This is a genomic window from Veillonella parvula (assembly GCF_902810435.1).
Classification (GTDB): Bacteria; Bacillota; Negativicutes; order Veillonellales; family Veillonellaceae; genus Veillonella.
Map to the genome: position 1 here is coordinate 1363879 of NZ_LR778174.1, position 16254 is coordinate 1380132.

Below are 16254 nucleotides of genomic sequence, written 5' to 3' on the forward strand. Positions count from 1 at the left end.
TAGTATTTTTGTTTATAAAAAATAAAAATGTGTCACTATCTTATAGAATAATCTTACTATAAAATAATGACACTTGCTATTCATAACAAAACATATAAAAATATGAGTGTATATTTTGAAAGCATATAAAAAAGACGCCTACAAAGTAGGCGTCTCTCTCTGCTCACATATTAAGCATTAGCTACTACTTGTTCACCTTTATAGTGACCACATGTAGGGCAAACACGATGAGGCATCTTAGGCTCGTGGCATTGTGGACATGCTACATAACCAGGAGCTTCTAATTTCCAATTAGCACGACGACGATCGCGACGGCATTTAGACAATCTACGTTTAGGTACTGCCATTATCTGCACCTCCTTAGTACAATCATTAGGATAATCTATCATCTTTCTCATCAAGCAAAGCACGTAACTCTGCAAATCGAGGATCCACCACAAAGGATTCACAAGAACAAGGTGAAACATTTAAATTTGCTCCGCAATGAACGCACAATCCTTTGCAATCATCCTGACATAACACTTGAGAGGGCTCATTGATGATTAATGTATCCCTAATTAGTTCAGTTAAGTCAATTTCTTCTCCATCAAAAGAATTCACATCATCTGCAGCATCTCGACAATCACTAAAGATTTCCTCAAAGAAATCTTTTCGATAATGTTCTGTTGTATTTAAACAACGGGAACAATCATAATCGCCTTTAGACTGAATCGAACCTTGAACGATGTAATTTTGACCATCAAACCAAAACTCACCACTAATGGTTATATCATGACGGCTCCAAGGAAAAGCAGTTACGTCACCAAGCTCAGAGGCTGATATCGTATAGCTATAAGGAAATTTCTTTCCTATATGTTCTTTTGCTTGCTCTACTTGCAGTTTCATAATCTTACCTCGACTCATAATATTATAAACATGACATGGTGCTTTGTCAAATAAAAAAGACTATCTCAAGTGGACTCAAGATAGCCTTTTGGTAAGTCAATTACATTTTTTCGAATTGGTCTTTACCAACACCGCAAATTGGGCAAACATAATCAGCTGGTTGATCTTCGAATTTTACGCCTTCAACAGCTTCGTCATAAACCCAACCACATACTACGCATACATATTTTTCCATGTGTATTTCCTCCTTCACTTGAAAATTATTGTTTAATGTTTATCTTTAATTAATTCAGATACTCTATCTGTAATGTAGTATATCAAAGACATCGAAACTTTTCAATACTCATTTTCTTATTTTCTCATTTTTTATAATATTTAATAATCATAGATACTATGCGGTTTTCTACTACTTAACTCATTTGAAATATATTATCATTTAATTTTTTATCTTTAGACTACTGCTAAATATTTTATTTTAATCCAATAATTGGAAATTAATTTTGAAAGCATATTGTTTAAATAAAATAACTATAATAACCTTATCTAAGGTGTACATAATTACTATATTATACTATTATATAGAGAAGAGATTATGTAATTACATATAATCTCCAAATAATATTACGCTTAATCTCTTTAGTATATAAGTATATACTGATGAATATTCTTGACTTTATTAATACTCTAATTTTCTATAAGAAAATAAAATCATTCTTATATAAAATTCTCGCATAAAGGTATAATAAAGTTTCAGTAAATTTAATTGTTATCATAGGAGGCTTTATGAGAACAGCGTTAACACAACTTTTACAAATCGAATACCCTATCATCCAAGGTGCTATGGCTTGGGTATCTGAACACAAACTAGTTGCTGCCGTAGCTAATGCAGGTGCTACAGGTGTAATTGCTCTTGGTGGTCGTGATGCAGAATGGACGCGCAACGAGATTCGTGCCTGTAAAGACTTAACGGATAAGCCTTTCGGAGTCAATCTCATGTTAATGGCTCCCAATAAAGACGAATTAGTGGATATTATCATTGAAGAAAAGCCTGCATTTGTAACACTTGGAGCAGGCAATCCTGTACCATATATTAAACCATTGCAAGATGCAGGCATTAAAGTTATCCCTGTTGTCCCATCTCTAAAACTTGCTAAACGCATTGAAGAAGCTGGTGCTGATGCAATTATTATTGAGGGTATGGAAGCTGGTGGACATATTGGTAGCCAAACAACCATGTCCTTGATGGAAAATATTTTACCTGAGATTTCCATTCCTGTTGTTGTAGCAGGCGCTATCGTAGATGGTCGTGGTATTGCAGCAGCATTGTTGATGGGTGCTGAGGGTGTACAAATGGGTTCCCGTTTTTTGTTAGCTGAAGAATGCCAAGCCCACATAAATATGAAAGAAGCAATTATCAAAGCCACAGATACAGACTCTGTTGTAACGGGTCTCCTCTCTGGTCACGGTGGAGTACGTAGCTTGAAAAACGAATTCACTACACGTTACTTAGCTGCCGAAACAGATGGTGTTACTACCCCTGAAGAACGCACCAAAATGTCCCAAGGCACTAACAAACGTGCTGCTATCGATGGTGATGTTGTAAATGGTGCTGTACAAGTTGGACAAGGTTTAAACCGACTTACTACTATTGAACCTGCTCACACTATAGTACAAACAGTAATGAATGAAGCTATCATGTCTATTCGTAAAGCACAACGTCTTATTGAAATCGTATAGTTAATAAATTAGGAGTTCCTTATGTTACCATTTCACGGAAAATACCCCAAATTAGATCCCAAAAGTTGTGTTATGCCTGGTGCAGAACTTGCAGGTGATGTTGAACTAAAAGAATATGCTTCCATTTGGCAAAACTGTGCACTTCGCGGTGATGTAAATAAAATTGTAGTAGGTCGCTATTCTAATGTACAGGATAACTCTGTATTACACGTTGATGACGACAGGGCTTGCATTCTTGGAGATTATGTAACAATTGGCCATGGTGCAATAGTACACGCTAGTACTATCGAAGATAATGTATTAGTTGGAATGGGCGCTATTGTATTAAGCGGTTGTCATATTGGCTCTGGCTCTATTATTGCTGCTGGTGCAGTCATAAAGGAGAACACTGTAATCCCACCTAATTCTTTAGTTGTTGGAATCCCAGCTCGCATAGCTCGTACAGATGAAACGCAAATCGAACGTATTCACAATCAAGCACTAAAATATAAACACTTGTGGACTGTAGAATATGGCATGCTTCCTGATGCGGGTGGCGAGGAATACGATAAGAACGCAAAAATCGTATAATTACATATACATTAAAAGCGGATAGTTGATTAATTCAACTATCCGCTTCTTTTCTATATATTATATTTACTTTTATTAACTATTATTTATTGCTACTTAGCGCTATTTAATTTTGATTGAATGATTTGCTCTACCATAAGAGCTGTCCCCATTGTTAAAGCTATAGGAAACAACATCTCTACAGAGAAACGAGATAATTCAAGCATAAATACACAAGATGTCATAGGCATTTTTTGTGCAAGTCCTAAGAATACTACGGCCCCTACAAAAGCAGACATTCCCAAAGATACTGGCGCTATAGCAATAGCCCATACGGTACCAAATACGATCCCCAAAGTACTACCTAACATCATAGATGGTGTAATACGACCACCATATGCACCAGCGGCCAAAGCAAGTAAAACAGCTACCCATTTGGATCCAAATAAACCCAATGCATATGTCCATGTGATATCGTTCGTAAAAGTCAACTCATTGCCTGCTTTACCATTTCCAAGAATTTCAGGAAAATACATAGCTAAAACACCAATTAGTGTAAATGCTACGATAGAAATGGGAATCATTACAGGACTACTACGATGAATGGCGGGTAGCTTACTTTGTGTAATATTAAATAAAACAACACCAATTGCAATAATAGCGCCTAAAACGATAGAAAACTCTACATAATGACTCCCCAAACTGGGTTGTGCCATTGTATATTGTATAACATCTCCTACACCAGCTTGTCGCGTCACAAATGTAGCCAAACCACAACATAAGAGGGCTGCACTCATAGCCCGTATATTCCAAGTAAGAAGCAAAGTTTCTAATGTAAAAATTGCCGCAGATAATGGTGAATTATAAACTGCAGCTAAACCAGCGCCTGCAGCACATGCAATTAATAATTGACGATCTTCTTGTTTTATATCAAAATGTTTAACTAAAAAGGTAGTAATACCTGCGCTAGCCTCACGTGGTGCAACTTCTCGACCTAATGGAGAACCAATACCTACCGTAATTATTTGCAGTGTTGCATGTAAAACAGTAGTAATTGGATTCATATCCATTTTACCAGAAACTGCTGTTTTTATATCTACAACGCCTTTACCATATCTGTGAATCAAAACCCAACCTACGCCACCTATCACGCCACAGACGATTAAGGGTATTAATCGTTCTATCGGTGATACTCGGGCCACAGCTGCACCAAAGCTCAGATGATCAGCAGAAGAGTAATTATATACGAAATGTTGGATTCCATGTAATAAATGCGTATAGGAAGCCCCTACTAGCCCCGCTATAAAGCCAACTATAATAATGAGTCCTATAAATCGTTTATCATATATCATATTTACTCCATCGCTAATACAATTTCCCCAGCCGCTAATGTCTTTTTAACATCAATGATACGCTGATTTGAGGAACCTCTGAAGCGCAAAGCAGGGTCCTTAAGTTCATCTACAAAGCGGCCATCTACGAGAATATCGATTTCTTGTAATAAAGCACTTCGCAACTCATCTTCTAAGATATCATCTATTTCATAGCCGGAATAAGCCCAAATCTTCTTTTCTGGCGCCGCTGCTCGAACAGCTCTCACCACCGGTAATAAGCCTTGTACATTTTGAAATGGCTCCCCACCTAATAATGTTAAACCTGAACATGTAGGATTCTTCACATAGGAAACCACTAAATCTGTCTCAGCTTGCGTCCATACCTTACCAGCATTAAAATCTTGGTATTCTTCGTTAAAACAATTATAACAACAATGTGTACAACCTGTTACAAATATAGATGTACGAATCCCTTCTCCATTGGCAATATCGTATTGTCTTATTTGCCCATATCTCATCATAACCTCCATAGTAGTGCCTATCAACTTTGATCAACACTATATAGATATATTTCAATTTCTCATATATACAGTAAAAGCTGTGCCTTAGGCACAGCTTTTACCATTTAAAACTATCGTATTTAGAACTAAAATCATATCTATTAAAATATCCACATCATTAGATGTCTATGATAATTATATTAATCTATATAACAGTTTATCTTAATATGCTTAATATACAGGATAATTATTAAAACTATACCTCTAATAATCTTAAATGTGCATTACACGATCTTTAATTTCCTTTGTGCGCCCTTCATTCCAGAAGTTTTCACCAAGGTATCCACAAGTACGACGGATAACAGTTAATTTATCGCGATTTGTATTGTGGCAACGAGGGCATTCCCACTCGTTATGTTCATTTACCTTAATTTCTCCATCAAAGCCACATTCGTGACAATAGTCAGACTTGGTATTAAATTCAGCATAAGAAATATGATCATAAATATATTGAATCATCGTCAAAACAGCTGGAATATTATTAGTCATATTAGGAATTTCTGCATAGGAAATACAGCCACCTGTAGATTTCTTTTGGAACTCAGATTCAAAAGAGAACTTATCAAATACATTAATCTCTTCTCGTACGCTTACATGATAACTATTAGTATAATAACCTTTATCCGTAATATCCTCAATAATACCAAAACGAGCGCGATCCAAAGAAGAGAATCGATGGGTTAAACTTTCAGCAGGTGTACCATATAATGCGAACCCCATGTTATGTTTAGCTCGCCATTCATCAACAGCTGCATTTAAGCGGTCCATAATCTTCATCGCAAAAACGCGGCCTTTTTCACCTGTATTCGATTCACCGGTAATTAAGCGAGTTGCTTCATAAATACCAATATATCCCAAGGAAATAGTCGCATAACCGCCAGTCAAGAATTTGGCAATTTTCTCGCCTTTTTTAAGTCTTGCAATAGCACCGTGTTGCCAATGGATTGGTGACACATCACTCACTACGTCCTTAAGTAATTCATAACGAAGCATTAGTGCTTTTTCTGCCAACTCAAGTCGTTTATCTAAAATTTCAAAATATCGTTCTTCACTACCTCGGGCTAGAATGCCAATTTGAGGTAAGTTTAAACTTACTACACCAATGTTAAAACGTCCATCAAACTTGTATTCACCATTTTCATCCTTCCAAGGAGATAAGAAGGATCGACAGCCCATAGGACTAAAAACATTACCTGAGTAGTTTTCCTTCATTTTTTTTGCAGAAATATAGTCAGGGTACATGCGCTTAGCCGTACATTGTGCTGCCAATTCAGTTAAGTAATAGTATGGACTATCTGGTGTTACATTATGCTCATCAAGAACATAAATCAACTTAGGAAAGGCTGGTGTAATATATACATCGGCTTCGTTTTTTACACCTTTAATACGTTGGCGCAAAATTTCTTCTGTAATAAGAGCCGCTTCCTTCGCGTATTCATAGTCTGGTTGGAAATACATAAATAATGTCACAAATGGAGATTGACCATTTGTAGTCATCAATGTATTAATTTGGTATTGAATAGTTTGAATACCATCTTTAACCTCTTTACGCGTACGTTTCCACGCAATTTCACGAGCCTTTTCCATATTAGGCTCCATGCCGTAAATCTCAACTTGTTCTTCAATAACATTATTGAGGATTTTTTCATAAGATTTACGTACAAATGGTGCCAAAATACGGTCAATACCATTAATACTTTGGCCACCATATTGACCAGATGCTACTTGTGCAATAATTTGTGTTGTTACAGTACAAGCAACTTGGAAAGACTTAGGTGTATCGATTTTCTTACCATTGATTACTGTGCCATTTGTAAGCATGTCTTCCAAATTAATCAAGCAACAGTTAAACATAGGTTGAATAATATAATCCATATCATGGAAGTGGATAGCTCCACTATCATGGGCTTCCAAAATATCGGTAGGAATCAATTTACGACGAGCAATATCCTTAGATACTTCACCAGCAATTAAATCCCGTTGGGTAGATACAATAGCAGCATCCTTATTAGAATTTTCATCAAGAACACTGATATTACTACGATCTAATAAACCAATTACATCATCATCAGTTGTATTTTGACGGCGTTTAAAAGCTTGAACAGCTTTGTAACCTTCATAGGCACGTGCCGTTGCAGGATTATGATACTCAATCAACTTATAATACACTTGATCTTCAATAGCATAAATTGTCATGTCTTTTTGAAGCTTAGTAGCATATTCCTCAATTTCATTTGCAATACGCTGTGCCAAGCCCTCTTCGTACAACCCAGTACTACTATGTTCAGCTTTTTCAATAGCCAAAGCAATCTTGTTTTTGTCGAATGGTACCTTCGTGCCATCACGCTTAATGACCTGCAACATATTGGCAACCTCCCCATCTTGTTACTGCCAAAATATATGTTAAGAAGTATAAAAAGTATGTCTAATCACACTTTTTATAAATTTATATGTAAAAATGTAAAGAATTATTAGAAAACCCCTCTATTTTTACTGCCCTCTCAGTATACTATATATGGTGGTTGTTTTCAACCCTAAATACAATATAAAGTAAAAATAGGTTCCTCTATCTATGCCAATATGACATGGATAAAAGAACCTATATAAATTATAATGCAAAGCCAAATAGACGAGTTAAGAAATTACCCTTTTTCCCCACCCAACTAGATGGGACAGAAGGATAAAATGTGCGATTAGCTAAGAGGTCGCGTTCATTAAGATGGATATTTGGCAACAAATCTTTTTTATACGTATTGTCTAATTCAGAAATTGCTTCCACATAACCTTGGTACGCCTCAATATCACAGCCATCGCTGTAACCAGTACCAAAGAAATGAATTAAACCATTTCGATATAATTCAATGGCCCTATCATAGTTAGCGTTACCATGATCAAAAGATGCCATATTACATTGAATCAAAATACCTCTATCAACCCATGCTAGTAATTGTTCAGGTTTAGTAAATAATTGTCCATAAGTTTCTACTTCACTAATAATAGGTACAAGCCCCATATCTAGTAGACTTAATAACCACGCATTAATATGATGCACTTTGCTATTTTGTGGAAGAGCAACTAATATAAAATGGCTATCTCCCAACGTATATTGATTGCGATGAGAAGCTATATATGCAACCATTTCATCACAAAGCATTACGCGAGCTCCACTGTGAATAGTTATATCTACTTGTTGCTCCTTAACCATAACTTTTACTTCATTAACTAAAGAGTTCATAGCATTCCATGTGTTCAGATCCATAGATACTGTTACATCAGGCGTACTAAAAATATCTGTAATACCTTGTTCAGACAAGGACTTAATCATTTTTACTGATTCTGCCATTGTTTGAGGCCCTTGTGGACCTAACACAGCTGGCAAAATGCAACCATGTAAATCAACCACGCGACTCATAATCTTTCCCTTCTACTTTCGATTTTCTTTTCAAAACCGACCTCTTTTATAAAGTTCATGTTCTTCTCATTTAAGTTTATAATTCATTTTATATTCACGATTATAACAAGGGACCAGTCGCTTGTATAGTGGTTTTTCTATAAAAATAAATAAATTATTATATGTTCATTTAATACAATTTTTATATATTCATTTATTCTTCATAAAATATGACCCATAATCTCTACAATTATGAGTCATATTTTACACATTATTATATTAATAATTATTTAATTTTTAAATGTACTTTTATCTTTTATCATGACTAATATAATAAGTTAATTTCACTACCGATATACCGATGATTATACCAACTGTATCAATCAGTACATCAGACAGTTGAGAGCTGCGTCCTAGAGAAAATAATTGTATAAATTCATCTAGACTAGCTATTACTATACCCACTCCTATAGTTTTTACTACTGTGCCATATTCAATATAGCGGCGTAGAATTACATATAAAATACCACCAAGAATTGTAAATTCTGTGAGATGGGCTAGCTTTCTAACAACCCTATTTAAGGCCCATATATTTCCATGAAAGCCTAATTTATGAGCTACAGGGGTAAGCCACTCTGCAAAAATAAGACTAAACCCATCAGAGTTCCCTCCATTTTGCAAGGAATTATCCCATATAAAAAACACAATTAGACATAACACAATATATAGTATCCAACGTTTCATACTACTCTCCTAAACGCCACAATACATACAGCTGCATCAATCTCTATCAAAAATATCTCTTGTATAAACTTTATCTTTTACACCTTCTAAGCTACTATCCCAGCGATTAGCTACAATGACATCACTAACACGCTTAAAATCTTCAAAATTACGTATAACTGGCGAATTAAAGAAATCTTCTGCATCTAGTGTAGGTTCATATACTACCACAGCAATCCCTTTCGCCTTAATACGTTTCATAACACCTTGAATGGCTGATGCTCTAAAATTATCAGAGTTCATCTTCATGGTCAAGCGATAGATACCAACAATTTTCGGATTTTTAGCAATAATAGTATCTGCCACATGATCTTTACGTGTTCTATTCGCATCAACAATGGCAGAAATTAAATTTTGTGGTACATCATTATAGTTAGCTAATAATTGCTTTGTATCTTTTGGCAAGCAATAACCACCATAACCAAAGGAAGGATTATTATAAAAATCTCCAATACGAGGATCTAAACAAACCCCCTTGATGATTTGACTTGTGCTAAGGCCACGTACTTCAGCATAGGAGTCTAACTCATTGAAATACGCTACACGTAATGCTAAATACGTATTAGCAAACAATTTAATTGCTTCCGCTTCCGTAGAATCAGTATATAATTGTGGAATATTTTCTTTAATAGCACCTTCTGCTAATAATTGGCCAAAACAACGTGCTCTGTCAGAATCCTCGCCCACAACAATACGGGATGGATGTAAATTATCGTATAAGGCTTTACCTTCACGCAAGAATTCTGGCGAGAAAATTAAATTCTCCGTATTAAATTCTTTGCGCATTTGTACCGTATAGCCTACTGGTACAGTTGATTTAATAATCATTACTGCATCAGGATTAATCTCTAGCACAGTTTTAATAACTTGTTCAACAGAAGATGTGTCAAAGAAGTTTTTTTGTGGGTCATAATTTGTAGGTGTCGAAATGATAACATAATCTGCACTGTTAAAAGCTTCTACTGGGTCAAGTGTAGCTTTGAAGTTTAACTCCTTAGTAGCTAAATACTCTTGCAATTCAGCATCTACAATAGGCGTCTCTTTGCGATTTAACATATCTACTTTTTCTGGGATGATATCGAGGGCTACTACTTCATTATGTTGAGCTAACAACACACCATTGGAAAGGCCTACATAGCCTGTACCAGCAATTGCAATTTTCATTTATTTGCCCTCCATCATATAGAAATCTTTATACCATATGGCAAAACGCTTTAACCCTTCTCGTAAGCTTGTATTAGGTTTAAAGCCAAAATCTGCTTCTAACGCACTTGTATCAGCATATGTAACAGGCACATCCCCTGGTTGCATAGGCACTAATTCTTTATGTTCTTCAAAATTATAATCCTTTGGTAAAACACCAGCAGAAACCAATTCCTCTGAAAGAATGCGCACAAAATCAAGTAAATTTTCTGGGTTGCTATTGCCGATATTATAAATAGCGTACGGTGGAACCGGCAAGCCATCCGCACCATTGCGACGCTCTGGTGCAGTAGACATAACCTTAGAAACGCCTTCTACAATATCATCGATATAGGTAAAATCACGCTTACAATTGCCATAGTTGAAGATTTTAATTGTCCCACCATTACGTAATGTATTTGTAAAACCAAAGTATGCCATATCTGGACGACCTGCAGGACCGTATACAGTGAAGAAACGAAGCCCTGTGCTAGGGATGTTATATAATTTAGCATACGAATAAGCCAATAACTCATTTGATTTTTTTGTAGCTGCATAAAGAGATACAGGATTATCTACTTTATCCTCTGTAGAGTATGGAATTTGTTTATTTGCACCATATACAGAAGAAGATGATGCATACACTAAATGCTCTACACCTCTTTCACCATCATCATAAGAATGACGACAAGCTTCTAGAATATTATAAAATCCAATAATATTAGACTCGATATAGGCGTCGGGGTTAGTAATAGAGTAACGAACCCCTGCTTGAGCTGCTAGATTCACTACAACTTGTGGTTTATAGATAGCAAAAATTTCATCAACAAAGAACTTATCTGCAATATTCCCTTTTTTAAAAATCCATATATTCTTATTATTTTTGCTAAGTTCATCAATCTGTTGCAATCGATACTCTTTCAATGCTACATCATAGTAATCATTAACAGAATCTATGCCAATAATTTGAGTCCCTTCTGCTTCAGATAGTAAGGACATAACTAGATTAGCCCCTACAAATCCAGCGGCACCTGTTACAAGGATTACCGTGTTGTTTAAATCTACATTTTTTGAAAGCATATGTACTCCTTTCATAGTTCTGTTAATTATGTCGTTTTACTTTACTTAAGACTTTTTTATAGCCAGAAGCAATAATTATGCGCTCAGATGGAATGACGTATAAAATAGCCACATATAATACAACACATAAAAGCATACAGACGACGGTCCACCATACTGCATCATAGAGATGTAAAATACTATAGGCAATTAACCCAACTATAGATGCTGTAATGAGATATACACTGATATTAGATATTATGCGAAATGTACTCATATTGACAAATAAAGCTAGTAGCAACATAGAAGCTGCTAGCATTTCCATTCTTACTAACGATCGAGCATATACAAAGGTACTGAAATCATATTGAATACAAATATAAATAACTGGTATTAAAACTACTAGATGTAATATTTGAGTCCAAAATGATAGATTAGGCATCCCTTTTGCACGAAATATTTCGGAAATCAAATTAGCTGTTACAGTCATAATAGCCGAACTCAATGCCCAGGAACCTAATACAATGCCCGCTAACGTCCATTGTGGTCCTAGTAAAAGCTGAACAACAAAGTCTTGAAATACAAATAAGCCTACACCTAGAGGTACCAAAAATAGAGCCATATAGCGTTGGAATGTAAAGAATGTATTCGAAAAGGCCTGTTGATTATTTTGCACACGACTTAAAGCCGCGAATAATACAGGAGCCAAAGATGCTGTAGCCATAGCCATTACAGTCGTAACAATAGCCATTGGCATCTTATATATACCCAAATAATAAGCATCTAAAAAACGGCTAATAATGAATGTATCCACCCAAGCAGTGAGCCATATAGAAAATGCTTCAGCTAAAGACCATGCACTATAGTTAAACATATTCATAAAGACGCGACTACTAAAAAACAGATGAATTTGATTCTTCCGACTCTTTAATAATGCCAACGCCGTAAATAGCTGAGACCCTAGCATACCAGCAATTAAAGACCAATAATCGTACCCCATAAGCGCCATTGGTATAGATATCAATATAGGTGTAAGAATTGTTATGAGCCTAATATTTAAAAGAAACTTGAAATTAAAATCTCTTCGATACAATGCCATTTGGACACTACTAAAAGCAGATAAAGGAATCATAGCGCCCATCACGGCTAAAGGTATACCTAAGCCATCATTACCTACTAATACAGCCAATTCATCACGACCGATTATGATAGCGCTCCATAAAACTAGAGAAAACACTAGGTTGGCAATAAAGGCCACATCTGTAGCCTCTTGCTTATCTTGGGCACTTTCAAACTCATGCTGAACAAGAAATTTTTGAAAACCCGCATCAGCAAGCATTTCCGCAAAAGATATAACCATCATAATCGTCGCCAATATGCCGAATGCAGTCGGTGCTAACATATGAGCCAATATTATATTTGTCAGTGGTGTGATAAGCTTTGCCAAAACCTCTGTAATAACAGACCATTTAGCAGCAGCTACGATTTTAGTATCCATTATTTCTTATTGATATTCTTAATGCCTCTCAAGAATAGTTCATGATGAGCTTCACATTCCAAATAATTTTGTATTGCTAAATAACTCGTTTTGCCCAAAATAAGTTCTACCAATTTTCGGCCCAATAAAGTATTAATAGCGCGTACAATAAATGATCTACCTAAAAACTCACGCAAATAACGTTTTACATGTGTATCAGCAAAGACCTTATAAGCTTGAGTCACAAAGTGAGGGTCTTTAATTTCTTCACTACGTTTTCTATAATCCTCTAATGTTTCTGTAGCTTCAACTTCTGTGGCTAATCGTGTACCATTATCGGTTCTACGAATAGGCAATTCAGACACCACAAAATCATCCTTAGTTACGTCTACAGTAACTAGTATTGAATCTTTAATAAACTCTTGATGGTTTACAAAAAAATCGGAATTAAAGATAAAGTTGCCTTGTCCATAAATGATAGTGCCTCCCTGGTAATCTTCACGAGACCCTACACAATGATTATGTTGACAGATAACGAGATTCGCTCCACTATCGACAAATTTACGGCAATATCTCTGTAGCATAGGAGATGGATAGCGATAGAATTCCTTGCCGCCGTGATATAGAACGATGACATAGTCGCATTGTGCCTTTAAAACTTTCACTTCGTCAAAGCTTTCTAGCACATCAAAAGGATTAGCCCCCATTGTATGACAAGTAGCCATAGTAAACTCGTTCTCTGTACAAAGATAGAATCCAATACGTATATCATCTTTTTCAAAGATAAATGGCTTCTTAGCCTCTTTCAAATTAGCTCCAGCTCCAGCATGAGCAATCTTATGCTGCTTCAACAAATTTAATGTTGTCGTCAACCCTTCCACCCCTTGATCTAAGGAGTGGTTATTAGCCAGTGTTAAAAATAACGGCTCTAACACCTTATATCCATTAATTGTTTTTGTAGGCGCAATTAAATTATTACCAAATTTTACGATGGGTGTCTCTATATCAGTAAGAGGAACCTCTAAATTGAAAACATTTAAATCCGATTGCTTCAAAATTTCATAAAGCTCTTTTCCTAAAAAAGCTTCTCCATTACCGTTTTCAAATAATATTTTATTAATATCCGTAGGAACTAAATCAGCCCCGATGTACATTCTCAAGATGTAACCACTCTCCTAATTCATAATCCTTTGACATAGGACGAAATCTTTCAAATCCAGCACCAGGAAAAAATGTTAATTCTCCAATAAATAGATGCCCTTTAATTTCATAAAAATCAACACGCAAAAATGGACACCCTTTGCTAAGCTCCATCGCAACCTGTTGCATTTCACCATATGTGTCTGGCTTTGGAAACTCTGTAGGTAACGGTGGATAATGTCCAAAATGAATTCCCATAGGATTCCAATCGATATCATAGAAGTTCATACGCGTTCCTGTTTTAGAAAAACGATTAGAACATACTACTGTTAACTTTGGTTCACCATGAAAGCAATACATCTTATAATCTAATATGTCATTGCTACCTAACTCCGACAAATATTCCTCTCCGATAATACGTCGAGGAACATTCTTATAAGGCCACTCTCTAGCAATACGTGAATAATCCTGTTTTAAGAATGTTCTTAATTTAGCTTTTGCTGCTTCCCAATCAAGTGTTGATTTATCTTTACAAATAACGATGCCTCCACTATCATGTGTACATTTCAAAACGAATTGATTAGGCAACCTATCAAGGTCAATATCATCTACAGAGTTCCATACGGAAATCGTAGGTATTATATACTGATTACCTACACGTTGAGCAATAAGATGTTTAGCTTCATGTTTATCAACCATCACTGTTTGTATTGGGTCTCTAAAATTAACCTTAAGCCATTGTAACTTTTCGCTGAAAGTTTTTGGATTTTCTAGATCTAAAGGGTATCCCATATACTTAGGAAATACCTTCTTCAAAAAGTCTTCATCAGACAAAGAGTCATAATAACCCGATTTAATTAATACCCTCGTACGATAGTAAGGTTTTGTTAGAAAGGACATACCAACATTACACAATTTTCTGAACTTCATGTTTTCGTCCTTTCCGAAGCAGTTGCACCTCTAAATAAAACAACATCATATAAAAATAAGTACTTTTACTTTCATAAGAAACCATCCCCATATCCATAACAATCTGTGAAAGAAATAGAATAAGTACCATTATATATTCATTACTATGGATATCACGATAGCGAATTAAATTATAAGCTACATAGAGATACATTGAATAATAGGCTAGTAAACCAATGACACCCGTGCCAGCTAATAACTCAATATAATTGTTATGCAAGTAATAATTATCTTTACCATATACGAAAAAAGTATATACAGATGGATTATTGATACCTACACCAGTTATGGGAGATTGATAAAATAAGTCCCATCCAATATCTACCAAAGCTAACCGAATAATAGTGGATGAGTCCCCCCCTGTGCCTGTAAAGGCTTCTACCATGTTAGACATTCGGTCTAATACTTCAGAGAACATCGGCAATTGCAATACCGCAATACCTATAATGGTAAGACCTAATAAGGAACCAATAACTTTTACAATAGAATTGACCGCATTAGTACTACGAAAACTTTTAAAAATAAAGAGTAATACTGTACCAACACCGACAAAGACTAAGGCCTTACGACTACCTGTAGCCGCTAAAATACCAAGTGTTGGTAATGCAATAATATGCCACCAACGAGGACGGTCATATAGCATATAATACAAGGTCATAACAATAGCATTGGCCCCCAATAACCCTACCGTATTCGCATTCAATGCATCATTAGCAATACGTGCTGAGGATGATAAAACAGTAATAAAATAATCTAAACCGTAGAAATAAACAGTATAGAAACAAACTATATAGCCTGTCCACATGCCAATCTTTAATAATGTATCCACCGATTTCTTATCTTGATAACACATGTATAAAATGATGAGCATAAAGAATATCTTGACCATATCAAAACTTCGGCTCATAGCTACGGAAACATCTGTGGCATTAATCGCACTTAGATAACAAGCACCAATAAAAAGTAACATATAAGCATGCATCCAATTAAACCGCAGTTTTATAACACCCTGTTCTCGTATAAGATAAAAAATGATGAGACCAAATAAGCATACAAATAATACATACGCACCATAGTTCGCTTCGCCAAGGGCAAAGGAAATGGTCAACGACAACACTAAAAAGATTAGAGTTATGAACCATATCATGCGATCAGCAAGAGCCGTAATATTTAACTTCAATGGTTCTC

General features: G+C 35.6%; 16 protein-coding genes. 2 read left to right on the forward strand and 14 right to left on the reverse strand.

Translation table 11 applies throughout. From position 1 onward, the window contains the following. Positions 1-170: 170 nt before the first annotated feature. The 3 genes from rpmF to FNLLGLLA_RS06205 all read right to left on the reverse strand — a co-directional run bounded on the left by rpmF (position 171) and on the right by FNLLGLLA_RS06205 (position 1120). A complete protein-coding gene (rpmF, locus tag FNLLGLLA_RS06195; protein ID WP_004693428.1) occupies positions 171-347 on the reverse strand; it encodes a 50S ribosomal protein L32 in 177 nt (58 codons plus the stop codon). Positions 348-372: 25 nt separating this feature from the next. Further along, positions 373-885 (reverse strand): YceD family protein, encoded by a 513-nt coding sequence (locus tag FNLLGLLA_RS06200; protein ID WP_004693424.1) that lies wholly within the window; start codon positions 883-885, stop codon positions 373-375. A 100-nt stretch (positions 886-985) separates the two neighbouring features. Further along, the gene (locus tag FNLLGLLA_RS06205; protein WP_004693422.1) at positions 986-1120 is read right to left on the reverse strand and encodes a rubredoxin; all 135 of its coding nucleotides are present in this window, start codon (positions 1118-1120) and stop codon (positions 986-988) included. A gap of 548 nt (positions 1121-1668) precedes the next feature. Between FNLLGLLA_RS06205 and FNLLGLLA_RS06210 the strand changes: the two genes are divergently transcribed. Then, entirely contained in the window at positions 1669-2622 is a 954-nt protein-coding gene (locus FNLLGLLA_RS06210; protein WP_004697213.1) for a nitronate monooxygenase, read from the forward strand. Positions 2623-2643: 21 nt separating this feature from the next. Then, on the forward strand, positions 2644-3192 hold the full coding sequence (locus tag FNLLGLLA_RS06215) for a gamma carbonic anhydrase family protein (protein WP_004693416.1): 549 nt from the start codon (positions 2644-2646) through the stop codon (positions 3190-3192). A gap of 92 nt (positions 3193-3284) precedes the next feature. Here the strand turns inward: FNLLGLLA_RS06215 and FNLLGLLA_RS06220 are convergent, their stop codons facing one another. The 11 genes from FNLLGLLA_RS06220 to FNLLGLLA_RS06270 form a co-directional block, all read right to left on the reverse strand. Further along, positions 3285-4523 (reverse strand): chloride channel protein, encoded by a 1239-nt coding sequence (locus FNLLGLLA_RS06220; RefSeq protein ID WP_058948442.1) that lies wholly within the window; start codon positions 4521-4523, stop codon positions 3285-3287. 2 nt (positions 4524-4525) lie between these two features. Then, complete coding sequence (gene nrdG, locus FNLLGLLA_RS06225; protein WP_004697282.1) at positions 4526-5023, reverse strand: anaerobic ribonucleoside-triphosphate reductase activating protein; 498 nt, start codon at positions 5021-5023, stop codon at positions 4526-4528. A gap of 255 nt (positions 5024-5278) precedes the next feature. Then, positions 5279-7429, reverse strand: coding sequence for an anaerobic ribonucleoside-triphosphate reductase (gene nrdD, locus FNLLGLLA_RS06230; protein ID WP_101928175.1), 2151 nt, complete (start codon positions 7427-7429; stop codon positions 5279-5281). Positions 7430-7673: 244 nt separating this feature from the next. Next, positions 7674-8477: a tyrosine-protein phosphatase gene (locus FNLLGLLA_RS06235; protein ID WP_101928174.1), complete on the reverse strand. Its 804-nt coding sequence runs from the start codon at positions 8475-8477 to the stop codon at positions 7674-7676. Positions 8478-8765: 288 nt separating this feature from the next. Further along, positions 8766-9200, reverse strand: coding sequence for a VanZ family protein (locus FNLLGLLA_RS06240; RefSeq protein ID WP_024061190.1), 435 nt, complete (start codon positions 9198-9200; stop codon positions 8766-8768). A gap of 36 nt (positions 9201-9236) precedes the next feature. Continuing rightward, a complete protein-coding gene (locus FNLLGLLA_RS06245; RefSeq protein WP_101928173.1) occupies positions 9237-10403 on the reverse strand; it encodes a nucleotide sugar dehydrogenase in 1167 nt (388 codons plus the stop codon). Beyond that, complete coding sequence (locus FNLLGLLA_RS06250; RefSeq protein WP_101928172.1) at positions 10404-11501, reverse strand: NAD-dependent epimerase/dehydratase family protein; 1098 nt, start codon at positions 11499-11501, stop codon at positions 10404-10406. Positions 11502-11523: 22 nt separating this feature from the next. Continuing rightward, entirely contained in the window at positions 11524-12978 is a 1455-nt protein-coding gene (locus tag FNLLGLLA_RS06255; RefSeq protein WP_101928171.1) for a lipopolysaccharide biosynthesis protein, read from the reverse strand. Further along, positions 12978-14111, reverse strand: coding sequence for a CapA family protein (locus FNLLGLLA_RS06260; protein WP_232055016.1), 1134 nt, complete (start codon positions 14109-14111; stop codon positions 12978-12980). Before FNLLGLLA_RS06260 ends, FNLLGLLA_RS06255 begins: the two co-directional genes overlap by 1 nt. Next, positions 14095-15027 carry an ATP-grasp fold amidoligase family protein gene (locus FNLLGLLA_RS06265; RefSeq protein WP_101928169.1) on the reverse strand — a complete coding sequence of 311 codons (933 nt, stop codon included), beginning with the start codon at positions 15025-15027 and terminating at the stop codon, positions 14095-14097. The genes FNLLGLLA_RS06260 and FNLLGLLA_RS06265 overlap by 17 nt, the downstream gene beginning before the upstream one ends. Further along, positions 15005-16246, reverse strand: coding sequence for an O-antigen ligase family protein (locus FNLLGLLA_RS06270; RefSeq protein ID WP_101928168.1), 1242 nt, complete (start codon positions 16244-16246; stop codon positions 15005-15007). Before FNLLGLLA_RS06270 ends, FNLLGLLA_RS06265 begins: the two co-directional genes overlap by 23 nt. Positions 16247-16254: the final 8 nt, after the last annotated feature.

What these genes read in the sequence shown, in the direction of transcription:
- rpmF (WP_004693428.1), bottom strand. Translation starts at nt 347, where the DNA reads ATGGCAGTACCTAAACGTAGATTGTCTAAATGCCGTCGCGATCGTCGT.
- FNLLGLLA_RS06200 (WP_004693424.1), bottom strand. Translation starts at nt 885, where the DNA reads ATGAAACTGCAAGTAGAGCAAGCAAAAGAACATATAGGAAAGAAATTT.
- FNLLGLLA_RS06205 (WP_004693422.1), bottom strand. Translation starts at nt 1,120, where the DNA reads ATGGAAAAATATGTATGCGTAGTATGTGGTTGGGTTTATGACGAAGCT.
- FNLLGLLA_RS06210 (WP_004697213.1), top strand. Translation starts at nt 1,669, where the DNA reads ATGAGAACAGCGTTAACACAACTTTTACAAATCGAATACCCTATCATC.
- FNLLGLLA_RS06215 (WP_004693416.1), top strand. Translation starts at nt 2,644, where the DNA reads ATGTTACCATTTCACGGAAAATACCCCAAATTAGATCCCAAAAGTTGT.
- FNLLGLLA_RS06220 (WP_058948442.1), bottom strand. Translation starts at nt 4,523, where the DNA reads ATGATATATGATAAACGATTTATAGGACTCATTATTATAGTTGGCTTT.
- nrdG (WP_004697282.1), bottom strand. Translation starts at nt 5,023, where the DNA reads ATGAGATATGGGCAAATAAGACAATACGATATTGCCAATGGAGAAGGG.
- nrdD (WP_101928175.1), bottom strand. Translation starts at nt 7,429, where the DNA reads ATGTTGCAGGTCATTAAGCGTGATGGCACGAAGGTACCATTCGACAAA.
- FNLLGLLA_RS06235 (WP_101928174.1), bottom strand. Translation starts at nt 8,477, where the DNA reads ATGAGTCGCGTGGTTGATTTACATGGTTGCATTTTGCCAGCTGTGTTA.
- FNLLGLLA_RS06240 (WP_024061190.1), bottom strand. Translation starts at nt 9,200, where the DNA reads ATGAAACGTTGGATACTATATATTGTGTTATGTCTAATTGTGTTTTTT.
- FNLLGLLA_RS06245 (WP_101928173.1), bottom strand. Translation starts at nt 10,403, where the DNA reads ATGAAAATTGCAATTGCTGGTACAGGCTATGTAGGCCTTTCCAATGGT.
- FNLLGLLA_RS06250 (WP_101928172.1), bottom strand. Translation starts at nt 11,501, where the DNA reads ATGCTTTCAAAAAATGTAGATTTAAACAACACGGTAATCCTTGTAACA.
- FNLLGLLA_RS06255 (WP_101928171.1), bottom strand. Translation starts at nt 12,978, where the DNA reads ATGGATACTAAAATCGTAGCTGCTGCTAAATGGTCTGTTATTACAGAG.
- FNLLGLLA_RS06260 (WP_232055016.1), bottom strand. Translation starts at nt 14,111, where the DNA reads ATGTACATCGGGGCTGATTTAGTTCCTACGGATATTAATAAAATATTA.
- FNLLGLLA_RS06265 (WP_101928169.1), bottom strand. Translation starts at nt 15,027, where the DNA reads ATGAAGTTCAGAAAATTGTGTAATGTTGGTATGTCCTTTCTAACAAAA.